The sequence below is a fragment of the Streptomyces sp. NPDC002276 genome (assembly GCF_053891435.1).
The window spans coordinates 57,891-80,676 of the sequence record NZ_JBSFCQ010000025.1; the positions used below are offsets into that span (position 1 = coordinate 57,891).

Genomic DNA, 22,786 nt, shown 5'->3' on the forward strand with positions numbered 1-22,786 from the left:
ACATGTCCGCCGTCGGCCGTGACACGAGGAGCAGCACCTGATGAGCGACCTGACCGCACTGCTGGAGAAGCACGTCGCCGAGGGAGCCTTCCCCGGAGCGGTCGCCCTGGTGGACCGCTCCGGCGAGGTGGAGGTCGCGGCCGTGGGATCGACAGAGCCCGAGGGTGCGGCGCCGATGCGGGCCGACACCCTCTTCCGGCTCTCCTCGGTCACCAAGCCCGTGACCGCCGCCGCGGTGCTGGCACTCGTCGACGACGGCGTGCTCACCCTGGACGCGCCGATCACGCGCTGGCTGCCGGAACTGGCGTCCCCGAAGGTCGTCCGCACTCCCGCGAGCGAGCTGGACGACGTGGTGCAGGCCGCCCGTCCCATCACCGTCGAGGACGTCCTCTCGTCGCGCTCCGGATGGGGCTTCGGGTCCGACTTCACCGCGCCCGCCCTTCAGCCCCTGTTCGCGGACGTGGCCGTGTACAACGGAGGTCCGCGATCGCCGCTGACCCCGGACGAGTGGGTCGCCGCGCTCGCCGACATCCCCTTGCTGCGACAGCCCGGAGAGGCGTTCCTGTACAACGCGAGCTCCGACCTGCAAGGCGTACTGGTGGGCCGGGCCGCGGGGCGCGAACTGCCGGAGTTCCTGGCCGAGCGAATCCTGGAGCCGCTCGGTATGAAGGACACGGCCTTCGCCGTACCACCGTCGGAACGCGACTGCCTCACCCCCTACTACCTGACAGCTCCTGACGGCACCCACACCTTCGCGGACGCGGCCGACGGCGCATGGTCCACCCCGCCCGCCTTCGCCTCCGGCGCGGGAGGCCTGGTGTCCACCGTCGCGGACTGGCACGCCTTCGGCCGCATGCTGCTGTCCGGCGGCGGCACGATCCTCTCCCCGGAGTCCGTACGCCTCATGACGACGGATCACCTCACCGCGGCCCAACGCGCCGAGGGCGACCTCTTCCTCCAGGGCCAGGGATGGGGCTACGGCGGCTCGGTCGACGTCACATCGGCGGAGCCGTGGAACACCCCGGGCCGCTACGGCTGGGTGGGCGGCACCGGCACCGCCGCGTACATCGACCCGTCGACCGACACGGTCACCGTTCTCTTCACCCCGTGCGGCCTGTCCGGTCCCGCGTTCCCCGCGTGGATGCGCGACTTCTGGGCGTACGCCGCGACCGTTTGAGCGTCCCCTAGGGCCGTCCCTGGTCCGAATCCTGGACAACGCCCGGCGGCTGCTGACCAGTCCCTGGGGCGGCACAAGATCGGTCGCGGCCGCCTTGGTATCGTCACCGCACCGGACCACCCGACACCCCGCCCACGGTCCGCACAACCAAGGCATTCCCAGCCGGTAACAGGCCTTCGAGCCGTCAGTCCGGCCCCAGTCGCCAGGATCCAGCGCGTCCGAGGCGGGGCATGCTCTCGCACCCAGAGGCAGACCGTCATGCGCAAGTCCCGGGCCAACTCCCGCCGCGTCACCGTGCCCCTCTCCGCCGTCCTCGCCGCGACGGCCCTAGCCGCCGTCGGCTGCTCCGGCTCCGGCTCCGCCACCGACGCGGACAGCTCGCCGCAGACCCCGACGGCGAAGGTGTCCACACCGCCCGTCCACGCCGGCGTCGACTACCAACTCGGCGGCGCCTACACCCCGCCGAAGGGCGTCTCCGTCGTCTCCCGCGATTACACGGCCGCGCCCGCCCCGGGCGTCTACAACATCTGCTACGTCAACGCGTTCCAGGCCCAGCCGGACGCGCAGGGGGACTGGGACGCCGACCTCTTGCTGCGGGACCGCTCCGGGAAGGTCGTCATGGACGAGGACTGGGGCGAGGCGATGCTCGACATCGGCACCCCGGCCAAGCGCGCGCGCATCGCGAAGAAGGTGGACGGCTGGATCGACGTGTGCGCCGAGAAGGGATTCGACGGCGTGGAGCCGGACAACTACGACAGCTACACCCGCGCCCCGCACGGACTGCTCACCGCGGCCGACGCCGAGGCGTTCCAGACCCTGCTCGCCCGCCACGCGCACGCCCGGCACCTCGCCATCGCCCAGAAGAACACCCTTGAACTGGCCAAGGACCGCAAGCGGGTCGGCCTCGACTTCGCGGTGGTGGAGGAGTGCGGGCAGTACGACGAATGCGGGTCCTACGTCGACGCGTTCGGCGACCACGTCATCGTCGTCGAGTACACCGAGAAGGGCATGAAGAAGGCCTGCGCGGGCTGGGGCGACCGGATCAGCATCGTACGGCGGGACCTCGACGTCACCCCGGCCGGCCACGAGGGCTACGTCCGCGAGACCTGCGACCGCTACTGACGGCCTGGGCCGGTCCCGTGGGACCGGCCCAGGAGGCTCACTGGGTGTAGGTGTAGTGCGGGCTGTCGTACTGGGGGCCGTTCTTCTCGTAGGTGAACCAGTAGGTCAGGGTGGATCCGGCGGTGAGCGTGACGTTCTGCGTCCAGGTGCCGCCGGTGTTGGTCATACGGAAGTTCTGCTGGCCGGCGTTGTTGATGAGGTAGTGCACGTCGACGTACGCCGCGGGTGTGGTCGGAACGAACGTGATCTGCGCCTGACTGCTGCTCAGGCGCGTCACGCCGGCGGTGTAGTCGGGCGTCGTCGTGCTCCCGCCGGTGCTTCCGCCGGTCGTGCTGCCACCAGTCGTGCTGCCGCCCGTGGTGCCACCGGTCGTCGTACCACCGGTGGTGCTGCCGCTGGCGCCCTGCTGATAGACCGCGAACCAGTCGACGCTCATGGCGGCGCCTGATGTGATGCTGCCCGCCTGGGCGGCCGAGCTGCAACCGCAGACCTTGTCGGGGTACGAACCGGCGATCGCCAGGTCGAAGATGGCCATGAACCCGTGGTCGACGGCGGCCTGCCAGGTGGCGACCGAGACCTGGTTCTCGTTCACGGTGAAGGTCAGAGTGCCGTCGAGGTAGAAGCGGAGCTGCTCCGCGGCGGTGTTCGTGCGGTCGATGATCGCGGAGTACGTGTGGTAGCCGGTCTGGCAGCCCGTGCACGGCTGGAGATCACTGGTGATGCCGTCGGGGTCGTGGCACTCGCCCGCCCACACCCCGCAGTGGAACGTGGTGGAGTGTTTGCTCAGCGCGTTGACGTCCTCCATGATGTCGAACTCGCCGATGCTCGGCCAGTTCGTCGCGCCGACCGGGCGGGCGGCGCCGCCCATCGCCCAGAACGCGGGCCAATAGCCCAGCCCACTGGCCGGGTTGGGCTGGAGGATGGACGCGCTCATCTGGAGTTGTCCGCCGGGAGGGGCGGCGAAGTCGGTGCGCTGGGTCTCGATGCGTCCCGAGGTCCAGTGGCCGGAGCCGTCCCGGAGCGCCCGGATGACCAGGTGTCCCTGCCCGTCCTGGTACACGTTGTTCGTGGAGTCGGTGGCCGACTCGACCTCGCCCGTTCCCCAGTTGGCGGCACCTCCGGGGTATCCGGTGCCCAGGTCGTACAGCCAGTCGGTCCGGTTCAGCGCGCTGCCGGACGATCCGTTGAAGTCGTCGGAGAAGACGGTGGTCCAGCCTGTGGGAGCGCCTGGTACAGCCGCCGAGGCGCTGCCACCGGTTCCGATCAGGCCTACGAGTGTGCCGATGAGCAGCAGCAGAGTGCTGCCCAGAACGAGAGGGACGGTTCTCTGGCTGCCTGCGGGCGCAACGGCAGGTGGTGAGGAGTTCGTCATCGTGTGGGTTCTCCCTGGCGAGCTGGCGGGTGGGGAGTGGTGGTGCAGGGGACCTGACTCCTGGTGCGGACCAGGGCGCAGGTCAGGTCTGAGAGCGCTCTCAGGGTGATCGTGAGTCTGCGGCCCCTGGTTGTCCTCCTGATGTCGGACGATCCGTCATGTCGGCTGCCGTGAGCCTGAGTTGGGTGTGGGTCAGGCAGGGATCGCCGTTCAATGCAGGAGTGTCCGGCGCGACCCTCCATGCGTCAACGGCTTCAACGTGACGGGTTGAAAAGCAGGCCTCTTGGCGACGCCGTATGGAGTCCTGGTAAAGGTCCGAACCAAGCTCCGTAGAGTCATGGAGCGCTCTCCAGCGGTTGGCTGCGCGCACTCTCACTGCGTTGAGCTGGGAATTTCTGAACGCTGCGCCGGTATGCCGCTCCTGCCGTCGAGTGGACGCCCTCTGACGCGGCTCGTGGACCTCGCGAAGCGCCTTCAGAAGTTGAAGGAAGTCGCCGAGAAGGATCGGACCTGGCTGTGAGGCGTGCGCTCCGAGGGGACTCGCTCGGTGGGCATCGGGTGGGCATCGTGTGGGCGTCGGGTGGGCGATGAAGAAGTCCCGGAGGAGGGGAGTCGGGTCGATGGTGGTGGGTGGGTGGGGGCGGTGTCGCCGTTCGGAATCGTGGACGGGCACACCTGATGTACGACGTTCGACTTGGCGCGGGTGCTCTGGGGAGCCGTGGCGGAGCTGTTCCGCTGGATCTGGGCCGTTAGTCGTGACATGGACGCAGCAGCCGTGTGCATCACCAACTCGTCACCAGGGTGGGAGCAACGCGCGTGGTCGCCAGAGGAGTTGGCGATCCCGTCGCACAGGTGAAGGATCTTGCTAGCGGCCGCGGCACCGACGACCCTGCTCTCGGCCTCTTCCAGCTCCAGCGGGAGACCGCGACGCGTCGAAGTCCCGCGGACCTTGGGATGTGCGAGTCGGGCCTCGACCGGGTGACCGGGTGACTGGGCTGGTTCTCGCCTCGTCGTATGCCGATCCGCGCCGCCCGGAGGCCTCGGAGATCAGGCGTCTGCTCCAGTCGGCGATGGCCGGAGCAGTACCCTCCGCGGTTGCCGCGCTCGACAGGACGTGAACACCGGACTCGGGTCTTTACCCCCGGGCTTCGGCTACGAGCCGGCGGCTGTCGTCGAGGATGCGGCGGGCGCGTTCTTGTGGTGGGACTCCTGCTTGCTTGAGGCGTCGGAGCGGGACTTCGGCGCTGATGGTCACGTCTTGCGGGACGAGCGACAGGATTTCGGTGAGAGGGAACTCGCCGTGTCCGGGGATGGAGCGGTCGTTGTTGGCTTCGTCCAGGTAGGTGGCGAGGCTTTCGGATGTGAGGGGTCCGTCGCTCAACTGGCAGTATCCGATGAGCTGTTGGTCGGTCTTCCGGAGGTCGGCAGGTCCCTCTCCGGCCCGCACGAGGTGGAGGGTGTCGAGGAGGATCCTGAGGTTCGGTTGGTCGAGTTGCTTCAGCAGTTCGACTGCGGCTGCGAGGGAGGGGACGTGGGAGAGCGGTGTGAATTCCAGGAGGACGTCCACCTGGGCGGTTCGTGCGAGCCGGCAGAACTCGCCCAGTAGGTCCGCCACCGCTGCGGGGTTGCGCTCCGCGTCCGGATCGGGCTCGTATGCGCAGGTGTTGGCGAACGGGGCACGCATGTCCTGGAGTACGTCGAGTTGGCGCTTGAGGCCGTCCAGGCCGCCCCTGGCCCTGAGGATGAATCCGTCGCCCATGGCCACCGGGATGTTCAGGGAGTCCAGCTCGGCCACGGTGTCGCGCAGCATCTTCGTGTCGTGGACCTCGGGGTGATTGACGCTCAGGCAGACGCTGTCGGCGCCACCGGCAGCGGCGGCTGTCACGAAGACGGAGAGCGGTTCTTCCCGGAAACTCAAGTGTTCAAGGCCGACAGGTGGGTGATGCCGCTTGCTCGCGCCGGCGTGGTTCATGGTCACATCCAATACGGGGGCCGTCCGGAACCGATCATTCGCTCACTTGACGAAATATGAGTGCACTGATTGCTGTGGGTGCTGATGTGTGGGTTAGGCGCCGAGCATCTGCAAGCCGCCGTTCACGGCGATCAGTTGGCCCGTCATGAACCGCGCCCCGGTGCCGGCCAGGAACACCATCACCGGCCCGAGATCGGCCTCCGGATCGCCGAGTTCACCTCGCAACGGCATGGTCGTCCGCAAGCTCTGTCTGAACGCCACCGCGCGCTCCTCGCCCAGGTGGTCCCACAGCCGATCGGCGCCCGGCGTCTGTACTGCCGGTGCCAGGGCGTTCACGGTGATCCCGTATCGCCCCCAGGCCGAGGCCACGGAGCGGGTCCAGGCGTGGACGCCGGCCTTGGCCGCCGCGTAGTGCGGCGCCATGGGGTTGCCGCGCACGCCCTCGCTGGATCCGAGGTTGATGATCTGGCCGCCGTCGTGCCGCATGTGCTCGAACGCCGCCTGGTTGGTGAACACGGTGGTCCTCAGGTTGGCGTCGACGACCAGGTCGAACTCGTCGTCGGACAGCGACTCGGGCGTTCCGGGCCGCCAGGTGCCCGCCGCGTGGAGGAGTACGTCGAGGCCGCCCAGGATCGAGGCGGCTTGGTCGAAAGCGGTGGTCACCGAGGTGCGGGAGCGTGCGTCGCAGGGCACCCAGTCGCAGCGCGCCTTGAGTTCGTCCGGCGGCGGCGTCGAGTGGAACAGGCCGACGACACGCGCCCCGGCCGTAAGGAATACGGACACGGCTGCCGCGCCGATTCCGCCGACGGCCCCCGTCACCACCACGCGCCGACCAGCGAGCGGCAGAGACGCTTCGCCGCCCACGGGAGTCGCCGACCGGCGATCCATGGATTCCCCAGCTTCCATTGCGCCCGCACTCCTCTGTCGTGGACTCGGGCTCACTGTAACCAGGGGGAGTGAATTAAGTATACTCAGTGTGCGCGGATCGCTCGACGCTGAGGCTCACTCCGACGGTGTGCGCGGGGTGTCACAGGCGTCTCGTCGGATGCCAGCTGCGGGCCCTTTCTGTCCGTCCTCGCCGAGGAGATGGATGCCTATCCGGTCCGTCACGGAGAGCGTCGGCGACCCGGCATCGCTGGAGCGGGTTGATCGATGGAGTCCCCGGTGTAGGGCCCGTCCGGGACAGCAAGGTGCCGGACGGGCGCGTCCTTCTTGTCGGGGCTGTCGTGTGGACGGAGTTCGTCGGCGGTCAGTCGGTGATGTCGACCCAGAACTCGTCCGTGTTGTACAGGATGCGGTCGCTGAAGTAGTACCAGATCAGCAGTCCGCCCGCGGCTTGGTTCTGGGTCCGTGGCACGGCCCGTACCGAGAAGTCCCACACCGGACTGCCCGCACCTTCGTCGGTGGACTGGAACGGGTACTCGTCGCAGTCCCGCGTCGCCGTGTCGTAGGCGGGCAGGCCCGTCTGGTCGTCGTATGGGGTGGTGCGGTTGCAGGCCGCGTCCTTGTAGTACCTGTTGGTACTGGTGATCGGCCCGGCGGGCACCCGGTGCAGCCCGCGTTCGTCGCGAGAGCCGGTGTACTTGCCCGGGATGTCCTTGGGTTCGATCTCGATCGGATAGGTACGCGTCGGATCGTTCTGGGCGAACCGGATGTGCTGGGCGACCGACGTGACCCGGCCGTCACCGACGCTGTACTGGAGATGCGGGATGACGTCGTAGTTCACGCACGCCTTCGGATAGTCCTGGAAGAACGTGAAGTAGTTGGCCGAGTCGCAGCGGATGGTGTGGTTCTCGGTGGTGCCGGTGGTGTAGACGTAGTCACCGCCGCTGCCGCCGAAGCGGAAGTGCCACTGGTGGTAGAGGACTTTGTCCGCGGCGGTGGAGGCGGTCTCGTTGGAGTAGATGTCCCAGTGCAGCCACTCGTCGTGGTAGTCCCACTCGTCCCAGGTGTGCTCGATCCCGCTACCGGTGCCGTAGCAGAATGTCGCGTCCTGGGTGCAGTCGGACAGGACGTACATCGACAGGTCGTCGACCTCCCAGATCCAGCTGTCGAGGGGGCTCCACCCGTCGTACGAGACGGAGCCGTACTGCGCCTGGAAGTAAGTGCGTACCGCGCGCTCCTTGCCGTTGCCCACGGTCACCGCGTCGTACGCGACGCTGGCTGTGCCATGGAACTCACGGGTGCCGTCACTGTTGACGGTGTAGTAGTCGATGCCGAGCCGGCCCTTCTTGCACCACAGCCAGCGGTTGTACGTCTCTCCCGCGGCCGTCTCGGAACCGTCCCGGTCCAGGCACGCCGCGCTGTCGGGGGGCGGCTCGTCACCCCAGCCGGTCGGCGGTGCCGCCGCCGCGGCCGCCTCGGAACTCGGCACCGTGGCGTCCTTGGTCAGGGGCACCTTGGAGGTGTCGGCGTAGCTGTGCTGGTCCTGTTTGCCCGCGTTGAGCAGCGCGTTCGCGACGGTCTTCGCGGACAGCGCGGAGGTACGGTCGGGCTGCACGGAGGGCGCGGGCCTGCCCGCCTTCTCGCCCGGACGGACCTTGCCGAGCTCGTACGGCAGGAGGACGGGTTCGCCGATGAGTTTCGTGCCGGCGGTGGATGCGGTGGCTGCGGTCCTGGCGTCCTGTGCGTGTGCCGCAGGGCCGGAAAGACCGATGGCCAGCGGTATCAGCAGCCCGGTTGCGAACCAGCGCAACCGCCTCCTGATGCGAGACAACGACATGCGGGTGTTCCCCCTCGATGTAAGAGGGGCCGCCTTGTCAGGGCAAGGCTGTGCATTCGCGTACAGATGTGACGCATGGAGCGGCCCCCGTTTTTGACCGAACACGGCCATCATTACGGCTGGGCCGGAAAGGGCACCCACGATTACGAGGCAAGGTGCGTGTCTGCTGCGACCATACGGTTCACCAGATATCCAAGAGGCACCTGCGACGACGCACAGGGACACGCTGGCTGAAACCTCCGATATGCGCGGGGAGATGTTGTGACTTACCTGTGAGGCCGGCGATCACAACTGCGATGTGAAAGGAGGCGGTGACCGTGACTCATGCACCGGCTGACGCCTGGGACCGGATCGACCGCTGGCTGTCCGACCACGCCCCCGGCTACCGCGCCCGCCTGCGCCCGCCCGCCGAAAGCGCGTTGCTGCGCGGGGTCGCGGAGCGTTCCGCGGGCGCCGAACTGCCCCCGGCCCTGCTGTGCTGGTGGGCCCGGACGGACGGCCTCGACCGTGCGCCGGCCCCCGAATCACCGCCCCCGGCAGGCCACTTGATCCCCGACTTCTACGACCCCTGCGGCGCGGCCGAGGCCGACGAACGCCGGACGATCCACCTCCAGGTGGCGCAGGACATCGTGCCCCCGCCGCTCGCGGCAGCCTGGGAAGAGCACACCCGTGCTCGCAGCGCCGATCCCGCAGGCACGTTGTACTCCACGGAAGCAGTCCCCGTATGGCTGCCGGAGTGGCTGCCCGTGGCCGTCGACGGGGGAGGCGGCGGCCTGTTCACCGACCTGCGGCCGGGGCAACTCCACGGCTGCGTCGTCCCCTTCACCCGTACCGGACACGACCGGGCGCCCCGCTGGCCGGGCATCACGGAGATGCTGACCGACGTGGCCGACCGCCTCCAGTCCCTCGACGCGAACGAAGCCGTGGCCATGATGGTGGAGCACTGGACGCCACCGCGCGGCTGAGCATCGTCCGACGGCACTCACAGACCTCGCAGACGTCATGGACCTCACGGGCGAGGTGCCGAGTGACGGTGCGCCGGCTCACGGCGTGTGCGGTTTGGCCGAGTTCGGAGGCGGTCCGTTCTGCGGACCGCTTGTGGTTTCGGCGTATCTGCTCGGTCCGCTCCACGGCGTTGCCAGGTGTGGCTGTGGGTTGGCGGTGGGGTGTGGAGGTCCGGTTGTGCAGGCCGGGCTGACCATGACGGCGGTACCGGTTGACCCACTTGGAGATGCGTGTCCTGGAGAGGCCCGTCTCCGCGGCGACGTGGGCGATCGGGCGTGACGGGCGTCTCCCGACGAGTCGCCTGCGGTTCTCGGTGGAGAGCGGCGCGTTGGTATGGGTGCCCATCAGATGGCGGCGAGGTTGTTGAGCAGGTGGCCGAGTTCTGCCGGTGCTTGAAGGTGGGCCAGGTGGCCCTGGCCGGGGAGTTCGTGGACTCCGGCGTGAGCGACGAGCTGCCGCACGTTGTCGAACGACGTTCCGTAAGGGGCTGTTGTGCGGTTGCGCTGGCCGATGATCAGGTCGACTTGATCTGCCTGTCGCGCCATCACATCCGCAGGCGGCGCCGCGTTGAGCGCGCCGAGTTCGGCGTAGAGCGGGCCGCTCAGGCGACGCAGGATCGCCCAACCGTCCTGATCGGCCCGAAGCTCCTCGACGTGTGCGGTGGAGAAGCCGGAGATCTGCCGGTTGACGATCTCGACGCAGCGATCCCAGTCCGCTGTCTCCGCTGCGTGCTTCAGGTCCGGCACCGCACAGCGACCGAATGGCTGCATCACCGGCTCGTAGGCGATCACCTGGGGTATCGGGCGGTGGTTGGTGGCCAGCAGGGTGATCAGGCCGCCGTAGCTCCAGCCGAAGAGCGCCCTCGTGCTGGCGAACTCGTCGAGGACCACGCCGAGGTCCTCGACCTCCGTCCGCAGTGAGTACGAGTCGGTCAACGGCCCCGAGGAAGCACGTCCCCGGCGGTTCACGACCACCACTGAGGGCCAGGCGTCGATGGCGCCCGCCACATGGCGCCATGTGTGCGCATCGCTCATCATGCCCGGGACGACGACGAGGCCCGGGGCATCCGGTTCCCCGTACACATCGACCGTGACCCAGCTGTCCCCGCCGACGGGCAGTCTTTTCTGTATCGTTCGCTCCATAAATCTATTATGGAGCGAACGATCTAGAGTGCAAGCGTGACCGAACGCCACCGTGGACGACCACGAGCCTTCGACCGCGACCGCGCGGTCCTTGACGCCGCTCGCCTCTTCTGGCGACGCGGCTACTCCGGCACCTCGACCCGGACCCTGACCGCGGCCCTCGGGCTCTCCACCTCCAGCCTCTACGCCGCCTTCGGCAGCAAAGCCGGGCTGTTCGAGGAAGCGGTGCGGACCTACGCCGAGCGTTACCGCGAGATCTACCAGCAGGCTGTCGCCGAGAACGACATCCAGACCGTCATCGAACGCATCCTCACCGACTCGGTCCACGAGTTCACCCAGCCGAGCGACGGACATCCCGGATGCCTCATCAGCAGCGCCGTGATGACCGACAGCACGAGCACGCTCGATACCAACACCTACATCGCCGAACTGCACAGCTCGAACGAGCAGGCCCTCCTCGTGCGCATCGAACGAGCGATCCAGGACGGGGAACTGGCCGCGGGCACCAACCCAGCGGTCCTGACCGGGCTCATCCAGTCCGTCTGGCACGGATTGTCAGTGCGGTCCAACGTCGACACGGCTCGCGAGGACCTGCTCGCGACGGCACAACTTGCTCACCAGCTGATCTGCCGACAACTCACGTCACCAACGTCCTGACCCGCAACGCCTGGGGGCCTGCGACAAGAGCATCGAACGGTCCGGGCGGGAGTGGACTGCGGTCCGGGGCATGCCCGGGACCTACCGGGCCCGGCACGCCCTGCGCGGCGCCGGTCTATCGACCGCGCTGGATGACATGCCCCACTGACCCCGCTCCACCGGTCACGTGGTGATGGGAAGGGCGCGGATACGGCTGTACAGCGTCGTCCGGCTGATGCGCAGCCGCTTCGCGGCGTGCACTTGTTGCCCCGGCACTCGCGCGGAGCGGGCGACGGCTTGGACGGCGTGATGAAGTCGGTCGCCGCGTTGTCGGCAGGCGCGGAGGATCTTGTGGTTCTTCGTCCGGCCGATCACATGCTCCACCCGCGCTCGGACCTTGCGGTGGGCGGCGGTGTCAGGTCCTGGCCGTGCTCGGCCAGGCCGGAGGCGCGCCAGGCTTGGGCGTCCGCGGTGGTGCCGGGCACCGGCCGGGCCGCCGCGATCACCAGACGTGTGTCGGCATCCACGATGACCTGCACGTTCGCCGAGGACCGGTGGTTGCGTGACGAGGAGCCCACGTGCCGGTCGCGGACCGGGACCAGGGTGCCGTCCACGATCCACAACCCGTCGGCCGCCTCAGCTGGACGGGAGACCGGCTCAATTGCCGGCAGCGGACCGAGCCGCTGGAGCACCCGGCACACGGTCGAGGAGAAGATCCCGAACAGCGGCCCGAGCTGTCGCATGGTCGGGTTCGTGCGGCAGCAGACGGCCACCACCAGGACCCGCTCGGCCGTACACGCTGCGCACGACCGGGGGATGCTCCCCGCAGGCGCGGGGAACAGTCCTCGGCGCGGTTCAGGGCCTGTGGCCGCGGAAGGTTTGGCGCAGGTCGTTCACCCAGGCGTCGGGGTTCTCCCAGGGGATGAAGTGGCCGCCGTGGTCATGGGCGTTGACGTTGACGTGGTTGAACCATGCGCTCTGCGGCCCCTTCTTGAACGCCTCGACGCGCTCGGCGGCGGTGTGGACGCCGGGCGGGTTCTCGTAGGTGACGAAGGTGAGGCCGACCGGGGCCTGTACCACCGGGGTGCGGTCGTGGGCGGGTGCCCAGGGATAGCGGTTGGCGTTGGCGTAGTAGCGCATCGACGTGGCGATGGAGTTGTTCGCCCAGTAGATCGTGGCGTGGGTGAGCAGGTCGTCCTTGGTGAAGACGGACTCGATGTCTCCGTCGTTGTCGCTCCAGGCGTTCCAGCGTTCCAGGAGCCAGGCGAGCAGTCCGGCGGGGGAGTCGCTCAGGCCGTGGGCCAGGGTGGCGCCGTCGAGCATGTGCACGGCGAGGTGGGAGGCCGAGCGGCGGTCCATCTCGATGATCCGGGCGCGGACCTCGGCGGGCTGGTCGTCGGTGAGGGGCCTTCTGCTGCCGAAGTCCCAGGCGCGGGGGCCGTTGAAGAAGTCGAGCGGCAGTCCGGAGCCGATGTGGATGCCGTAGAGCTCGTCGGCGTACTTGTGGCCGAGCTGGCTGGTGACGACGCCGCCGATGTCACAGCCCCCGGCGGCGTACTTGTCGTACCCCAGGGTCTCGGTCATCAGGGTGTGCCAGAGGTCGGAGACCTTCCAGAAGTTGACGTCCGGAAAGCCGGTGAGGGGGCCGGGGAAACCGAAGCCGGGCAGGGACGGCACGATGACGTCGAACGCGTCGGCGGGGTCACCGCCGAACGCGGCCGGGTCGGCGAGCGGACCGGTCACCTTCGACCAGTGCCAGAACGTCCACGGCCAGCCATGGGTCAGGATCAACGGGATCGGACGGGGCCCGCGGCCGGGCGTGCGCATGAAGTGCAGCGGGACACCGGCGACGCTCACCTGGTAGTGCTCGTGAGCGTTGATGGCGGCCTCGGCCGCGCGCCAGTCGTAGTCGTTCCGCCAGTAGGCGACGAGCTCGCGGAGATAGCTGTCGGGGACGCCGTAGGACCAGTCCTGGTTCCCTTCGTCCAGTGGCGGACGGGTCGCTGCGAGGCGGGCGCGCAGGTCGTCGAGGACCTCGTCGGACACATGGATCGGAGCGGGCTTCAGGGGGAACCCGTACGGGGTACTCATCGCGTGGTTCCTAACTGTGGTGTGCCGCCCACCAGTTGGACGGCGAACCGTGACGGCCTGCCGCGTGACCTCCCGCCGACGTCCTCCGAACGCCCAGCGGACCAGAGCCATGCGGGGGAAGGTGCGTGGCCTATCCAATCAGGTTGCTTTCCGGTTCACGACGGGGTCAGAACGGGACACTGTCCGCCGTCTTCCGCCTGGGCGGTGCCTCGGTCTGTCCGCGGCTGTCCGGGACGCGCTCGTCGGGCGGGCGTCGCCACAGCGCCGACTTCACTGACGTGCACCAGTAGTTGAGTTCGACGGGGGCGCGGCGGTGAAGCCGAGGCTGGGCTCCGGAGCGAGCGGGAGCAGGGACGGCTTGACGCGCCTCAGCCCTCCGCACACGGCGGCCAGCGAGCGACCGCTGTTCCACTCGTCAGCAGGCTCCGCTACGGGGCAGGTCACGGGTTCCCCGGCCGGACGGTTCCAGCAGTGGGCTGCGGAGAACATCGATATCTTCCGCAGGGACTGAGACATTCAGGCCCCCGGTGGCTACTACCGACAGAGCCCTGGAACCGATGGGAAGGCTGCCCGACAGGGTCTCGTTCAGCCCGCGGCCCATTCCTCAATGAGCCGGACGGTGCGTTCGGGCTGTTCCTCGTGCAGGTAGTGGCCTGTATCGGTCCAGTGGTCGACGCGGGATCCGGGCGCCCGCAGGGTCGAGCGTTCCCAGCCGGCGGCCTCGGCGGAGGTCCATACCGTGAGAGCGGGGCAGGTACGGCGCCGCAAGTACGCCTGGCTGTGCGGGCGGATACCCACTGCGTCGGGATCGGCGTACATGCCCGCGTACGCCTGGGCGATGACATGGCCGGGGGTGCCGAGCATGGTGCGGATGTGTGCGGTGCGCAGGCCGCGCGGGGCGGTCGGGGAGAACGCTCCGGCCACCAGCGGTACGGCGGCGGCCGATCCGTGCTCGCGGTACGCGGCCAGGCGGCGCGGGATCTCGCCGAGTTCGGCGCCGTGCGCACCGTGCGCGGGATCGAGGACGACGACGGACCGTACGAGGTCAGGGTGGTGGACGGCGAGCAGGTTCACCACCTGGCCGCCCATGGAGTGGCCGACGGCCACGACGCGGCCGGTGTGCAGGCGGGTGATCAGTGCTGTCAGGTCCTGGGCCATCGCCGCCGGTGTGTTGTCCTGGTCCGGGACGGGCGAGCGGCCGTGGCCGCGCAGGTCGGGGACGATCACGCGGTGCCCGGCGGCGGCCAGGGCCTCGGCGTGCGGTGACCATTCGCGGCCGTCGCCGCCCCAACCGTGCACCAGCAGAAGGGTGTTGGCGTCCGTGACGGCGCCGGGGTCCGGATCGAGGACGGTGTGGAAGAGGCCCACGGTTGTGGTCATCCGGTCACCGCCTCGTACGTGGCGTAGCCGAAGTCGGCGTGCACGCCTGCCCCGTCGAGGTCCTGGACCCACAAGCCGAACATCGCGCCGGTGAAGCCGAGGACGCGCAGCTGGCCGTCGTGGAACTCGTCGGCGGCTTCGTCGGACAGGACCGTGGCGTCGAGTTCGAGGGGGAGGGTCACGGTTCCGTTGCCGGTGTCGTAGGCGAAGTGCAGTGTGGGACCGTCGAGTTGGGCCCGCAGGGTGACGGGTTTGCCCGGAGACAGGGGGACTTGGACCGGGTGGGCGGTGCGGGTGCCCTGTTCGCAGCTGAGGGCGTTCAGGACCGGTGTGCCGTCGTCGGCCGAAGTGACGTACAGGAAATGCCAGTTGCGGGTGTTGTAGTACGCGGTGATGCCCGCCATGTGGTCCGGTGTGCGCGGGTCGAACGAGACCCGGGTCTCGAAGGAGCAGCGCGGGGCCGTGACGCGGCGGGCGACCAGGCTGGGGGAGCGGCGGCCTGCGGGTGACTGGCCGCCGTGGATGCGCAGGTGGCCGGGGCGTTCGGTGAGGCTGAGCCAGTCCTCGTCGGCCGGGCGGCGCAGGGTGGACCAGTCAGGGCCGAGGACGGACGCGTCGAAGTGGTCCGTCGCGGGTGATGCGGGGAAGGGAGTGGGCGGGAGAGCGGGGGCCGGGACGGTGACCGCGGGGATGGCGCCCGGGATGCGCGGCCAGCCTTCCTCTGTCCAGGTCACCGGCTGGAGCGCGGTTTCCCGGCCGAGTACGCAGCGGCCCCGCTCGGTGTAGGGGCGGGCGGTGATGTGGGCTGCGTACCACTCGCCGGCCGGGGTTTCGACGAGCGAGCAGTGGCCGGCCTTCTGTAGTTCCAGCGTCGGATCGTGCCGGGAGGTGAGCAACGGTCCGGCGGGGTCCGGTTCGTAGGGGCCGAACAGGTCGCGGGAGCGGGCGACGGCGGCTCCGTGTTCGTAGCCGGTGCCGCCCTCGGCGTGCACGAGGTAGTACCAGCCGTCCCGTTGGTAGAGGTGCGGGCCCTCGGCGACCCCGGCGGCTGTGCCGACGGTGATGGTTCTGGGCTGTCCGATGAGTTTGTGCGAGGCGCGGTCGAACTCCTGCAACTCGATACCGGCGAACATGTCGTGCCCCGGGCGCCAGTCGAAGCGCATGTTGAGGAGCCAGCTGCGGCCGTCGCGGTCGTGGAAGAGCGAGACGTCGAAACCCCGGCTGTGCAGCGGCACCGGGTCGGACCACGGGCCCTCGATCGAGGGTGCCGTGGTCACGTAGTTGGGCAGGTCCTTCCAGCCTTCCGCGTAGGTGTCCACCACCGTGAAGACCAGGTGGAACAGCCCGTCCGCGTAGGAGAGCCCCGGTGCCCAGATCCCGCCCGAGTCGGGGACCCCGGCCAGGTCGAGCAGTCGGCGGCTGCCCAACGCGCCGCCCAGCGCACGCCAGTTGACCAGGTCCCGGGAGTGGTGGAGCCGTACTCCCGGGTACCACTCGAAGGTCGAGGTGGCGATGTAGTAGTCCTCGTCGCCGACCCGCAGGATCGCGGGGTCGGGCTCGAAGCCGCGCAGGACGGGGTTGTCGATCACGTGAGGTCCGATCGGGTGTCGCTGGATCAGAGGGAGAACAACAGGGTGCCGAAGCCGACTTGGTCGCACTGGGTCGGCGCGCCCTCCGGTCGGAGACTGCTCGCCACCTGCGCGGTGTACGGGGCGGACGTGCCGGCCCGCTTCACGTAGTGGTTGTACGCCATCTCGTAGATGGGCTTGAACGCGCCGCGCCCGTCTGTGGAGATGGCGGACCAGTGCCAGTTGCACCGCCCGAAGGTGGCGTCGTAGGCGACGCTGTTGCCGAGGTTGTACTTCGCCGTGTACTCGAAGCCGGACAGCAGCAGCGAGTTGGACGCTCTGAACATGTCGAGGCCCTGGATCCAGCCGGTCTGGCAGATCTCCGCGAGCGCGCCCAGGATCAGCTGGGTGTGCCCCTGGTCGCGGCCGGACTCGCAGCACTGGCCGGTGCCGGACTGGACGAGTTTAGTCAGCCCGCAGCAGCTGTTGGTGTAGAAGGCGTTGTAGGCGTCGTTGAAGAGGGTGAGGTTGTTGCAGGCCACGGCGATCTGGAGCAACCCCTTGAGGCCCATCAGGCCGTAGCCGCCGTCGCCGTAGATGTTGATCAGCGGCACGAAGATGTTCTGGAACATCGCGACGGTGGCCGCGAGTTCGGAGAGCGACCAGCTGCCCGCCGGGCCGGTGTAGTGCATGATCTCCACGGCGGCGGCCAGCTTGGCGCCGTAGATTCCGGCGGCGAGCTCGGCGTCCACGCCGTTGATGGTCTGGAGCGCGTTGGTCCAGGACTTGATGATCTCCAGCGCCTTGTAGGCGTGGGCGGTGTCCTGGGTGATGTACCACATGACGGCGTTCTGATACGCGGCGTTGCAGTCGTACCACAGCTCAGCGTTGCCGTTCTCCGGGCTGGTGCCGCGGGTGACGGTCGCGCGGCCGCCGGCGACCACGTAGGAGGACGACGAGAAGAAGTCGGCCGCGAAGACGTTGTAGCCGTCGATCCAGGGTGAGGCGCCCGCGGCCACCTTTGTGCGCATCCGGTTGAGGTCGGCGAGGCTGTGCAGCACGCCGGGGTGGGTCAGAGAGGAGAGGCCGGAGGTGACGGCCGCGGCGCTGGTGGCGCCCGCCAGTCCGGCGGCCCCGGCTGTCCCCGTGGCGCCCGCGCCGATCGCGGTGAGCTTGAGGAAGCGGCGGCGGTTGGGCGGTGCGGAGGGGCCATAGGGGTCGGCGGGGGAGAAGGGTTCAGGGCCGGGAGCGGGCGGCTGGGGATTCTGCATGGGGTTCCTTGTCGACTCGACGCTGAGTACGGGAAGGAGGGGGTCAGACGCGGCGCAGGACGAGGGTGCTGCGCGGGCCGACCTTGGGGCGGGTGCCGGCGCCGATGGTCTTTCCGGTGGCCAGGTCGCGGGCGGGGCCGAAGTCCTGGCGGGCGGGGAGGGTGAAGACCTTGTCGGTGCTGGTGTTCATGGCGATCAGGTAGTCGCCGTACTCGCAGTAGTAGAAGGGCGCGCGGCCGACGAGCATGGTCTCGACGCCGTCGAAGTGGACGCCGAGGGTGGGGTCGGGGACGTCGGCCGGGACGGGGGCGAGGTGGTAGACGTCGCCCTTCTGGGACTGGTGGAGGGTGTCGCCGGGCGGGGGGAATCCGCCGGGCGGGAGGCCCGCGGCGCCGGGGTCGTTGACGGCGTAGTCCCACAGGATCCAGTCGCGGGCGGTGAACGTGTCCGCGGTGGTGCCCGCCGAGTGCTGGCGGACCGTCGCCGAGCGCTGGTCGACGGGGGTGACGTGGTGGACGCGCGCGTAGTCGTTGACGCCCTGCCGGGCCCGCCAGTAGAGCGAGGCGAAGAGGAGTTCTTTGCCGTGCTTGACCGCTACGGCGCCGTTCTCCTCGTCGGTGAAGACGAAGTCGGGACTGTCCCATCCGGTGGGCAGCCGACCCGGTCGGGAGGCGAGCGACTGGTAGTCGTCCCAGTCGCGGGAGACCAGGCGCAGCGCGTTGAGGCCGACGCGCGTCCAGGCGTACGTGGCGATGAGCTGGAGCTGCGGCCAGAGCTGGCCGTCGTTCACCATCTCCTGGGTCCAGCCGACGAGTTCGGGGTCCTTGAAGACGGCGGCGGACATGAGGGGGTTGGAGTCCCAGGCGGTGCGGGAGGCGTAGGCGATCGCGCCGGGGTAGACCTCGTTGCGCCAGCCGATGACGGTCTCGGTGCGGGCGACCCGGGCGTTGTCGCCGTCCACGTCGACGACGCGGAACCGGCCGCGCGCCTTGACCATCTTGACCATCTGGTCGCGGAGTTCGGGGGCGTCCTGGCCGCCGTGGCCCCGGGTCACCGACTCGTACATCATGACCAGCCAGTCGGTGATCTCGCCGTAGCTGCCGACATAACCCAACTCGCGGGTCAGACCCGCCTTGGTGACCTGGTAGTAGTCCGCGCCGAGCGGCTTGGACGGGTTGCCGTCCGCGTCCTCGGGGCCGAGGTAGGGCACCGAGCCGATGGACTGGTACAGGTAGTCGCGCGCCTTGGCCTCGGGCAGGGCGAGGTCCGGGTCCAGCAGCCGCAGGCCGCGGTTGGCCTGGTAGATGCCGATGGCGCAGATCTGGGTCTGGTTGGAGTAGTGCGGGAAGTGTCGGCGCCAGTAGTCGCGGCTGGACTGGAGCATCGTCTTGTACGCCGCCCTGCGCACCGGCTGTTCCACGCTGCCGGCGGCCGGGGCGATGAGGTCGATGTCGTCGAACCAGGCGGAGCCGGGGCCGGTCAGGCGGAGGTGGAACTCGACCTGGGTGGCGCCGTCCGGGGTCGCGAGGTCGAGGGAGACGTACTCCCAGCCGTGGGTCCCGGTGGTGGCGTACTTCTTGTGGTCGCCGCCGACGAGGGCGCCGCTCGCGTCGTAGAACAGCGGGTCGATGTGGGCCCCGAGGCCGGTGACACTGTCCGTCCTGATCCAGGCGCCGTAGGTGTAAGTGCCCGTGCCCACCTGGACCTTGGGGGTGGCGTAGACGTAGCTGTAGCCGTCGTCGCCTGTGGCCGTGAGTTTGAGGGAGGCGGAGCCGGAGTGTGCGGCGGTCGTGTCGCGGGACCATGTGCCGCCGGACGCCCAGCCGGGGCGGGCCCAGGCGATGGGGGTGTCGGCGCCGGCCTCGAAGCCGGGGTTGCGTAGTTCGGTCGGCTTGACGAGATCGACGGAGTCGAACCATGCGGTGCCGGGGCCGGACAGTCGCAGGTGGAGCTCGAACTGGGTGGCCCCGGAGGGGGTCGTCAGATCGACGGAGACGTACTCCCAGTCGTGCGTGCCGGTGGTCGCGAACGCCTTGTGGTCGCTGCCGACCAGGTTGCCGCTCGCGTCGAAAAAGAGCGGGTCGATATGGGCCCCGGCGCCGGTGACGCCGTCCGTCTTGATCCAGGCGCCGTAGGTGTACGTGCCCGCGTCAACTCTGGTCCTGGGGGCGGAGTTGACGTAGCTGTAGCCGCCGGTGGTCGTGGCGGTGAGCTTGAGGGAGGCGGAGCCGGTGCGTGCGACGGTCGTGTCGCGGGTCCATGTGCCGCCGCCACCGGTGGCCCAGCCGGGCTGCACCCAGGAGGTGGGGGTGGAGCCGCCGTCCTCAAAGCTGGCGTTGGCTATCTCGTAGGGCGAGCCGGTGACCTTCGCGTCCAGCTTGTCGCCGAGGTGGTCCCAGAGCAGGGCCAGGCACAGGCCGACCCGGCCGAAGCCCTGCCACTGCTGGTCGGAGCCGGTGAGTACGGTCGTGTCGGACTGCCAGGCCATGTAGCGGCCGTCGATGGCCTGGAGGACCCGCTCCACGGCGGCGTCCTGCTGGTAGGCGGGGCTGCCGGACCACAGATAGCCCTCGGCGAGCGACTCCATCGCCCAGCCGTCCATCGCGGCGGGAGTGGCGGTGGTGAGGAGGGCGGTCTGCTCCTTCTGGACGCGCGCCTTGACGGCGTCCAGCACCTCCGCGCCCGTGGTGCGCGGCACGGGGATCGGGGCCGGGCCCTGGACCTCGCCCTTGGGCGGCACGAAGTACGGGTCGGTGTGGGTGTAGAGGCGGTAGATTCCCCGCGAGTTGGTGGTCTGGTTGTAGTAGAGCTGCGCCTGGTTCTGGCCATAGGACCAGATGCGGCCCATCGAACGGATCTCCAGACTCACCTTCTTCTTGCCCTTGGTCAGCTTCTCCGGCAGCGGGAGGGTGTGGAAGAAGAAACGGCCCGGGGTGCGCGGTGCGGTGTCCAGGATGTCGAGGCTGTCGACCGCGCCCTCGTCCTGGTAACCGATCTGAAGACCCTCGCAGAACAACTGGAGCCGCCAGTTGTTCGAGCCGAAGCCCGCCTCGGTGGCGGTGGGATCGTGCTCGTCGCCCCAGAGCCGGACCGTCACGTACGTGGTGCCGGTCGGGCTGACCTTGGCGTCGAAGGTGAGGGTGCCGCCCCAGTACGAGGCCGTGTCGGCGGGTCTGAGGACGCGGGCCTTCTGGCCGAGGCCGCCGGTGACCGTGTCGGACAGGGTGGCTTCGAGGTGGTGAGCGGTCTCGGAGGCCGTGTCACCGAAGACGACGACGTCAAGTGGCTTGCAAGCGCTCGCCGTTGAGTTTCCCGAGCCCGTTGCTGCGGTGGGCGTCGCCGCGGCGGGCGGTGCCGCGAGCCAGCTGACGCCGGCCACGGCGATACCGGTGGTGCCCGCGTACTTCAGTACCTCACGTCGTCGTGGGGCTGTGGACATGGCTGTGCCTTTCGTCAGGCAGTTCGGGTGAAGTCCGGCCGGGCGAGGGCTACTTGACGCTGCCGACCAGCACGCCGCTGCGCCAGTACTTCTGGAGGGCGAACATGAAGACGGCGAGCGGGATGATCGACAGCAGCGAGCCGGTCAGGACCAGGGTGTTCATGTTGATGCCGGACTGGGACTGCTTCTCCCACGCGAACAGGCCGAGGGTGACGGGGAAGGAACGTTCACCGTTGAGCATGAACAGGGGGAGGAAGAAGTTGTTCCAGATGCCGACGAAGTCGAGCATGAAGATGGTGATGGCCCCCGTGGTCATCAGCTTCAGCGAGATCGACCGGAAGATCCGCAGCTCGCCCGCGCCGTCGAGGCGGGCCGCCTCCAGCAGTTCGGCCGGCACCGAACTGTCGGCGTAGACCTTGCCGAGGTACACGCCGAACGGGTTGACGAAGTACGGGATCAGCACCGACCAGACGGTGTTGGTCAATCCGATCTGGGCGAACAGCAGGTACAGCGGCAGGGCCAGCAGGGTGCCGGGCAGCAGGGAGGCGCCCACGATCGTGCCGAAGATCGCGCCCCGGCCCTTGAAGTCGAACTTCGCCAGGCCGTAGCCGGCCGCGACCGAGATCAGCGTGGAGCCGAGCGCGCCGACGCCGGAGTAGAAGATCGAGTTGCCGATCCAGCGGACGAACAGGTGGTCGTGATAGACCCAGATGTCGTGCAGGTTGTCCGTGAAGTGGTTGGCGGAGAACCACAGGCCGAAGGTGGAGTAGAGGTCGGTCTGGTTCTTGGTGCTGGAGACCAGGAGGAACCAGGTCGGCGCCAGGGAGTACAGCACGAACAGGATCAGCAGTCCGGTCGTGACGATCTTCGCCCGTCGGCTCGGGGCCATCGGCGACTTGACGGTGGTGGCGGTGCTCACTTGGCCCCCCGGTTCGTGAAGCGGAAGTAGGCGAAGGCGAGCACGCCGGTGACCAGGGCCAGGATCAGCGACTGGGCGGCGGCGTACTGGTACTCGCCGGTCTGGAAGGCCTTGTAGTAGATGGTGAGCATCGGGGTGAAGTCGGTGTTGATCGACTCCGGTGCCACCTGCCGCAGGATCAGCGGCTCGCCGAACAGCTGGAGCCGGGCGATGACCGAGAACATGCCGGTCAGAACCAGGATCCCGGTGATGTTGGGCACCTTCACCGACCAGGCGATCCGCCACTCGCCGGCCCCGTCCAGGTGCGCGGCCTCGTACATCTCGCGGGGCAGCGACTGGAGCGCGGCGGAGATAAGGATCATGTTGAACCCGATGCCCTGCCAGGTGAGTACGTTGCCCAGGGCCAGGTAGGTGGTGAAGCCGCCGAAGAAGTTGAAGTCGGCGCCGACGTCGCCCAGTACGTCGTGGATCGGGCTGCCGGTCGGGCTGTAGAGGAACAGCCAGATCAGGGTGGAGACCACGGTCGGGATGACGTAGGGGATCAGCAGCGCGGAGCGGAAGAACCGCACCGCGCGGGCGGCCACGCTGTCCAGCAGCAGGGCCATCAGCAGCGAGATGCCGAGCATGACCGGGATCTGCACGGCCCCCAGCAGGACCACCCGGACGATGCTCGACCAGAACGAGGTGTCGGAGAACGTGTCGGCGAAGTTGGCGAACCCGGTGAAGACCGTCCGGGTCGGGCCGAAGCCCAGGCCCGAGCTCTTCTTCTGGTAGAGGCTCTGGTAGACGGCATAGCCGATGGGGATGACGTAGGTCGCCAGGAAGCCGGCCAGGAAGGGCAGCGTGAACAGCAGCCCTTTGTACGCTCCCCGCGTTCGCGCGGATCGCGGGACGGCGGCCCGTCCGGACACGGGGGCGGGAGGCGCGGTACTGCTGCGCCGCAGGGCGGTGGACACGGATCTCTCCTACG

18 protein-coding genes and 1 pseudogene are annotated in these 22,786 nt (G+C 68.8%); 5 read left to right on the forward strand and 14 right to left on the reverse strand.

The annotated features are described in order from the left end of the window. Positions 1 to 40 precede the first annotated feature (40 nt). Positions 41 to 1,177 carry a serine hydrolase domain-containing protein gene (locus ACWIHT_RS41395; protein ID WP_456173743.1) on the forward strand — a complete coding sequence of 379 codons (1,137 nt, stop codon included), beginning with the start codon at positions 41 to 43 and terminating at the stop codon, positions 1,175 to 1,177. A gap of 258 nt (positions 1,178 to 1,435) precedes the next feature. Next, positions 1,436 to 2,299, forward strand: coding sequence for an endo alpha-1,4 polygalactosaminidase (locus tag ACWIHT_RS41400; protein ID WP_456173744.1), 864 nt, complete (start codon positions 1,436 to 1,438; stop codon positions 2,297 to 2,299). A gap of 37 nt (positions 2,300 to 2,336) precedes the next feature. Here the strand turns inward: ACWIHT_RS41400 and ACWIHT_RS41405 are convergent, their stop codons facing one another. After that, complete coding sequence (locus ACWIHT_RS41405; RefSeq protein ID WP_456173745.1) at positions 2,337 to 3,671, reverse strand: glycoside hydrolase family 16 protein; 1,335 nt, start codon at positions 3,669 to 3,671, stop codon at positions 2,337 to 2,339. A gap of 986 nt (positions 3,672 to 4,657) precedes the next feature. Between ACWIHT_RS41405 and ACWIHT_RS41410 the strand changes: the two genes are divergently transcribed. After that, the gene (locus tag ACWIHT_RS41410) at positions 4,658 to 4,789 is read left to right on the forward strand and encodes a hypothetical protein (protein ID WP_456173746.1); all 132 of its coding nucleotides are present in this window, start codon (positions 4,658 to 4,660) and stop codon (positions 4,787 to 4,789) included. A gap of 17 nt (positions 4,790 to 4,806) precedes the next feature. Here ACWIHT_RS41410 and ACWIHT_RS41415 read toward each other — a convergent pair whose 3' ends face one another. The 3 genes from ACWIHT_RS41415 to ACWIHT_RS41425 all read right to left on the reverse strand — a co-directional run bounded on the left by ACWIHT_RS41415 (position 4,807) and on the right by ACWIHT_RS41425 (position 8,338). Further along, on the reverse strand, positions 4,807 to 5,589 hold the full coding sequence (locus ACWIHT_RS41415; RefSeq protein ID WP_456173747.1) for a sugar phosphate isomerase/epimerase family protein: 783 nt from the start codon (positions 5,587 to 5,589) through the stop codon (positions 4,807 to 4,809). Between the two features lie 147 nt (positions 5,590 to 5,736). Beyond that, positions 5,737 to 6,549 carry an SDR family NAD(P)-dependent oxidoreductase gene (locus ACWIHT_RS41420; RefSeq protein WP_456173748.1) on the reverse strand — a complete coding sequence of 271 codons (813 nt, stop codon included), beginning with the start codon at positions 6,547 to 6,549 and terminating at the stop codon, positions 5,737 to 5,739. 343 nt (positions 6,550 to 6,892) lie between these two features. Continuing rightward, a complete protein-coding gene (locus ACWIHT_RS41425) occupies positions 6,893 to 8,338 on the reverse strand; it encodes a NucA/NucB deoxyribonuclease domain-containing protein (protein WP_456173750.1) in 1,446 nt (481 codons plus the stop codon). Between the two features lie 344 nt (positions 8,339 to 8,682). Here ACWIHT_RS41425 and ACWIHT_RS41430 point away from each other — a divergent pair, with 344 nt between their 5' ends. Next, positions 8,683 to 9,330, forward strand: a complete 648-nt coding sequence (locus ACWIHT_RS41430; RefSeq protein WP_456173751.1) for a hypothetical protein — start codon at positions 8,683 to 8,685, stop codon at positions 9,328 to 9,330. On the opposite strand, the gene ACWIHT_RS41435 is transcribed toward ACWIHT_RS41430, so the two are convergent. Both ACWIHT_RS41435 and ACWIHT_RS41440 read right to left on the reverse strand, forming a co-directional pair. Continuing rightward, a complete protein-coding gene (locus ACWIHT_RS41435; RefSeq protein ID WP_456173752.1) occupies positions 9,230 to 9,715 on the reverse strand; it encodes a helix-turn-helix domain-containing protein in 486 nt (161 codons plus the stop codon). The two genes, ACWIHT_RS41430 and ACWIHT_RS41435, sit on opposite strands and share 101 nt — an antisense overlap. After that, on the reverse strand, positions 9,715 to 10,512 hold the full coding sequence (locus tag ACWIHT_RS41440) for an alpha/beta fold hydrolase (RefSeq protein WP_456173753.1): 798 nt from the start codon (positions 10,510 to 10,512) through the stop codon (positions 9,715 to 9,717). Before ACWIHT_RS41440 ends, ACWIHT_RS41435 begins: the two co-directional genes overlap by 1 nt. A 36-nt stretch (positions 10,513 to 10,548) precedes the next feature. Here ACWIHT_RS41440 and ACWIHT_RS41445 point away from each other — a divergent pair, with 36 nt between their 5' ends. After that, positions 10,549 to 11,169, forward strand: a complete 621-nt coding sequence (locus ACWIHT_RS41445) for a TetR/AcrR family transcriptional regulator (protein ID WP_456173754.1) — start codon at positions 10,549 to 10,551, stop codon at positions 11,167 to 11,169. 267 nt (positions 11,170 to 11,436) lie between these two features. On the opposite strand, the pseudogene ACWIHT_RS41450 reads toward ACWIHT_RS41445, so the two are convergent. The 8 genes and pseudogenes from ACWIHT_RS41450 to ACWIHT_RS41485 form a co-directional block, all read right to left on the reverse strand. Beyond that, a pseudogene (locus tag ACWIHT_RS41450) lies at positions 11,437 to 11,939 on the reverse strand (transposase family protein); the annotation flags it as partial. A gap of 64 nt (positions 11,940 to 12,003) precedes the next feature. Further along, positions 12,004 to 13,239: an epoxide hydrolase family protein gene (locus tag ACWIHT_RS41455; RefSeq protein ID WP_456173755.1), complete on the reverse strand. Its 1,236-nt coding sequence runs from the start codon at positions 13,237 to 13,239 to the stop codon at positions 12,004 to 12,006. 585 nt (positions 13,240 to 13,824) lie between these two features. Next, positions 13,825 to 14,619: an alpha/beta fold hydrolase gene (locus ACWIHT_RS41460; protein ID WP_456173756.1), complete on the reverse strand. Its 795-nt coding sequence runs from the start codon at positions 14,617 to 14,619 to the stop codon at positions 13,825 to 13,827. Beyond that, complete coding sequence (locus ACWIHT_RS41465; RefSeq protein WP_456173758.1) at positions 14,616 to 16,208, reverse strand: glycoside hydrolase family 43 protein; 1,593 nt, start codon at positions 16,206 to 16,208, stop codon at positions 14,616 to 14,618. Before ACWIHT_RS41465 ends, ACWIHT_RS41460 begins: the two co-directional genes overlap by 4 nt. Before the next feature lie 26 nt (positions 16,209 to 16,234). Next, the gene (locus tag ACWIHT_RS41470; RefSeq protein ID WP_456173760.1) at positions 16,235 to 17,458 is read right to left on the reverse strand and encodes an alginate lyase family protein; all 1,224 of its coding nucleotides are present in this window, start codon (positions 17,456 to 17,458) and stop codon (positions 16,235 to 16,237) included. Between the two features lie 43 nt (positions 17,459 to 17,501). Further along, the gene (locus ACWIHT_RS41475) at positions 17,502 to 20,897 is read right to left on the reverse strand and encodes a Tat pathway signal sequence domain protein (RefSeq protein WP_456173761.1); all 3,396 of its coding nucleotides are present in this window, start codon (positions 20,895 to 20,897) and stop codon (positions 17,502 to 17,504) included. A 49-nt stretch (positions 20,898 to 20,946) separates the two neighbouring features. Next, the gene (locus tag ACWIHT_RS41480; protein WP_456173819.1) at positions 20,947 to 21,786 is read right to left on the reverse strand and encodes a carbohydrate ABC transporter permease; all 840 of its coding nucleotides are present in this window, start codon (positions 21,784 to 21,786) and stop codon (positions 20,947 to 20,949) included. Positions 21,787 to 21,812: 26 nt separating this feature from the next. Beyond that, positions 21,813 to 22,772, reverse strand: coding sequence for a carbohydrate ABC transporter permease (locus tag ACWIHT_RS41485; RefSeq protein ID WP_456173762.1), 960 nt, complete (start codon positions 22,770 to 22,772; stop codon positions 21,813 to 21,815). Positions 22,773 to 22,786: the final 14 nt, after the last annotated feature.

What these genes read in the sequence shown, in the direction of transcription:
- ACWIHT_RS41455 (WP_456173755.1), bottom strand. Translation starts at nt 13,239, where the DNA reads ATGAGTACCCCGTACGGGTTCCCCCTGAAGCCCGCTCCGATCCATGTG.
- ACWIHT_RS41440 (WP_456173753.1), bottom strand. Translation starts at nt 10,512, where the DNA reads ATGGAGCGAACGATACAGAAAAGACTGCCCGTCGGCGGGGACAGCTGG.
- ACWIHT_RS41480 (WP_456173819.1), bottom strand. Translation starts at nt 21,786, where the DNA reads ATGGCCCCGAGCCGACGGGCGAAGATCGTCACGACCGGACTGCTGATC.
- ACWIHT_RS41460 (WP_456173756.1), bottom strand. Translation starts at nt 14,619, where the DNA reads ATGACCACAACCGTGGGCCTCTTCCACACCGTCCTCGATCCGGACCCC.
- ACWIHT_RS41395 (WP_456173743.1), top strand. Translation starts at nt 41, where the DNA reads ATGAGCGACCTGACCGCACTGCTGGAGAAGCACGTCGCCGAGGGAGCC.
- ACWIHT_RS41435 (WP_456173752.1), bottom strand. Translation starts at nt 9,715, where the DNA reads ATGGGCACCCATACCAACGCGCCGCTCTCCACCGAGAACCGCAGGCGA.
- ACWIHT_RS41420 (WP_456173748.1), bottom strand. Translation starts at nt 6,549, where the DNA reads ATGGAAGCTGGGGAATCCATGGATCGCCGGTCGGCGACTCCCGTGGGC.
- ACWIHT_RS41470 (WP_456173760.1), bottom strand. Translation starts at nt 17,458, where the DNA reads ATGCAGAATCCCCAGCCGCCCGCTCCCGGCCCTGAACCCTTCTCCCCC.
- ACWIHT_RS41475 (WP_456173761.1), bottom strand. Translation starts at nt 20,897, where the DNA reads ATGTCCACAGCCCCACGACGACGTGAGGTACTGAAGTACGCGGGCACC.
- ACWIHT_RS41400 (WP_456173744.1), top strand. Translation starts at nt 1,436, where the DNA reads ATGCGCAAGTCCCGGGCCAACTCCCGCCGCGTCACCGTGCCCCTCTCC.
- ACWIHT_RS41405 (WP_456173745.1), bottom strand. Translation starts at nt 3,671, where the DNA reads ATGACGAACTCCTCACCACCTGCCGTTGCGCCCGCAGGCAGCCAGAGA.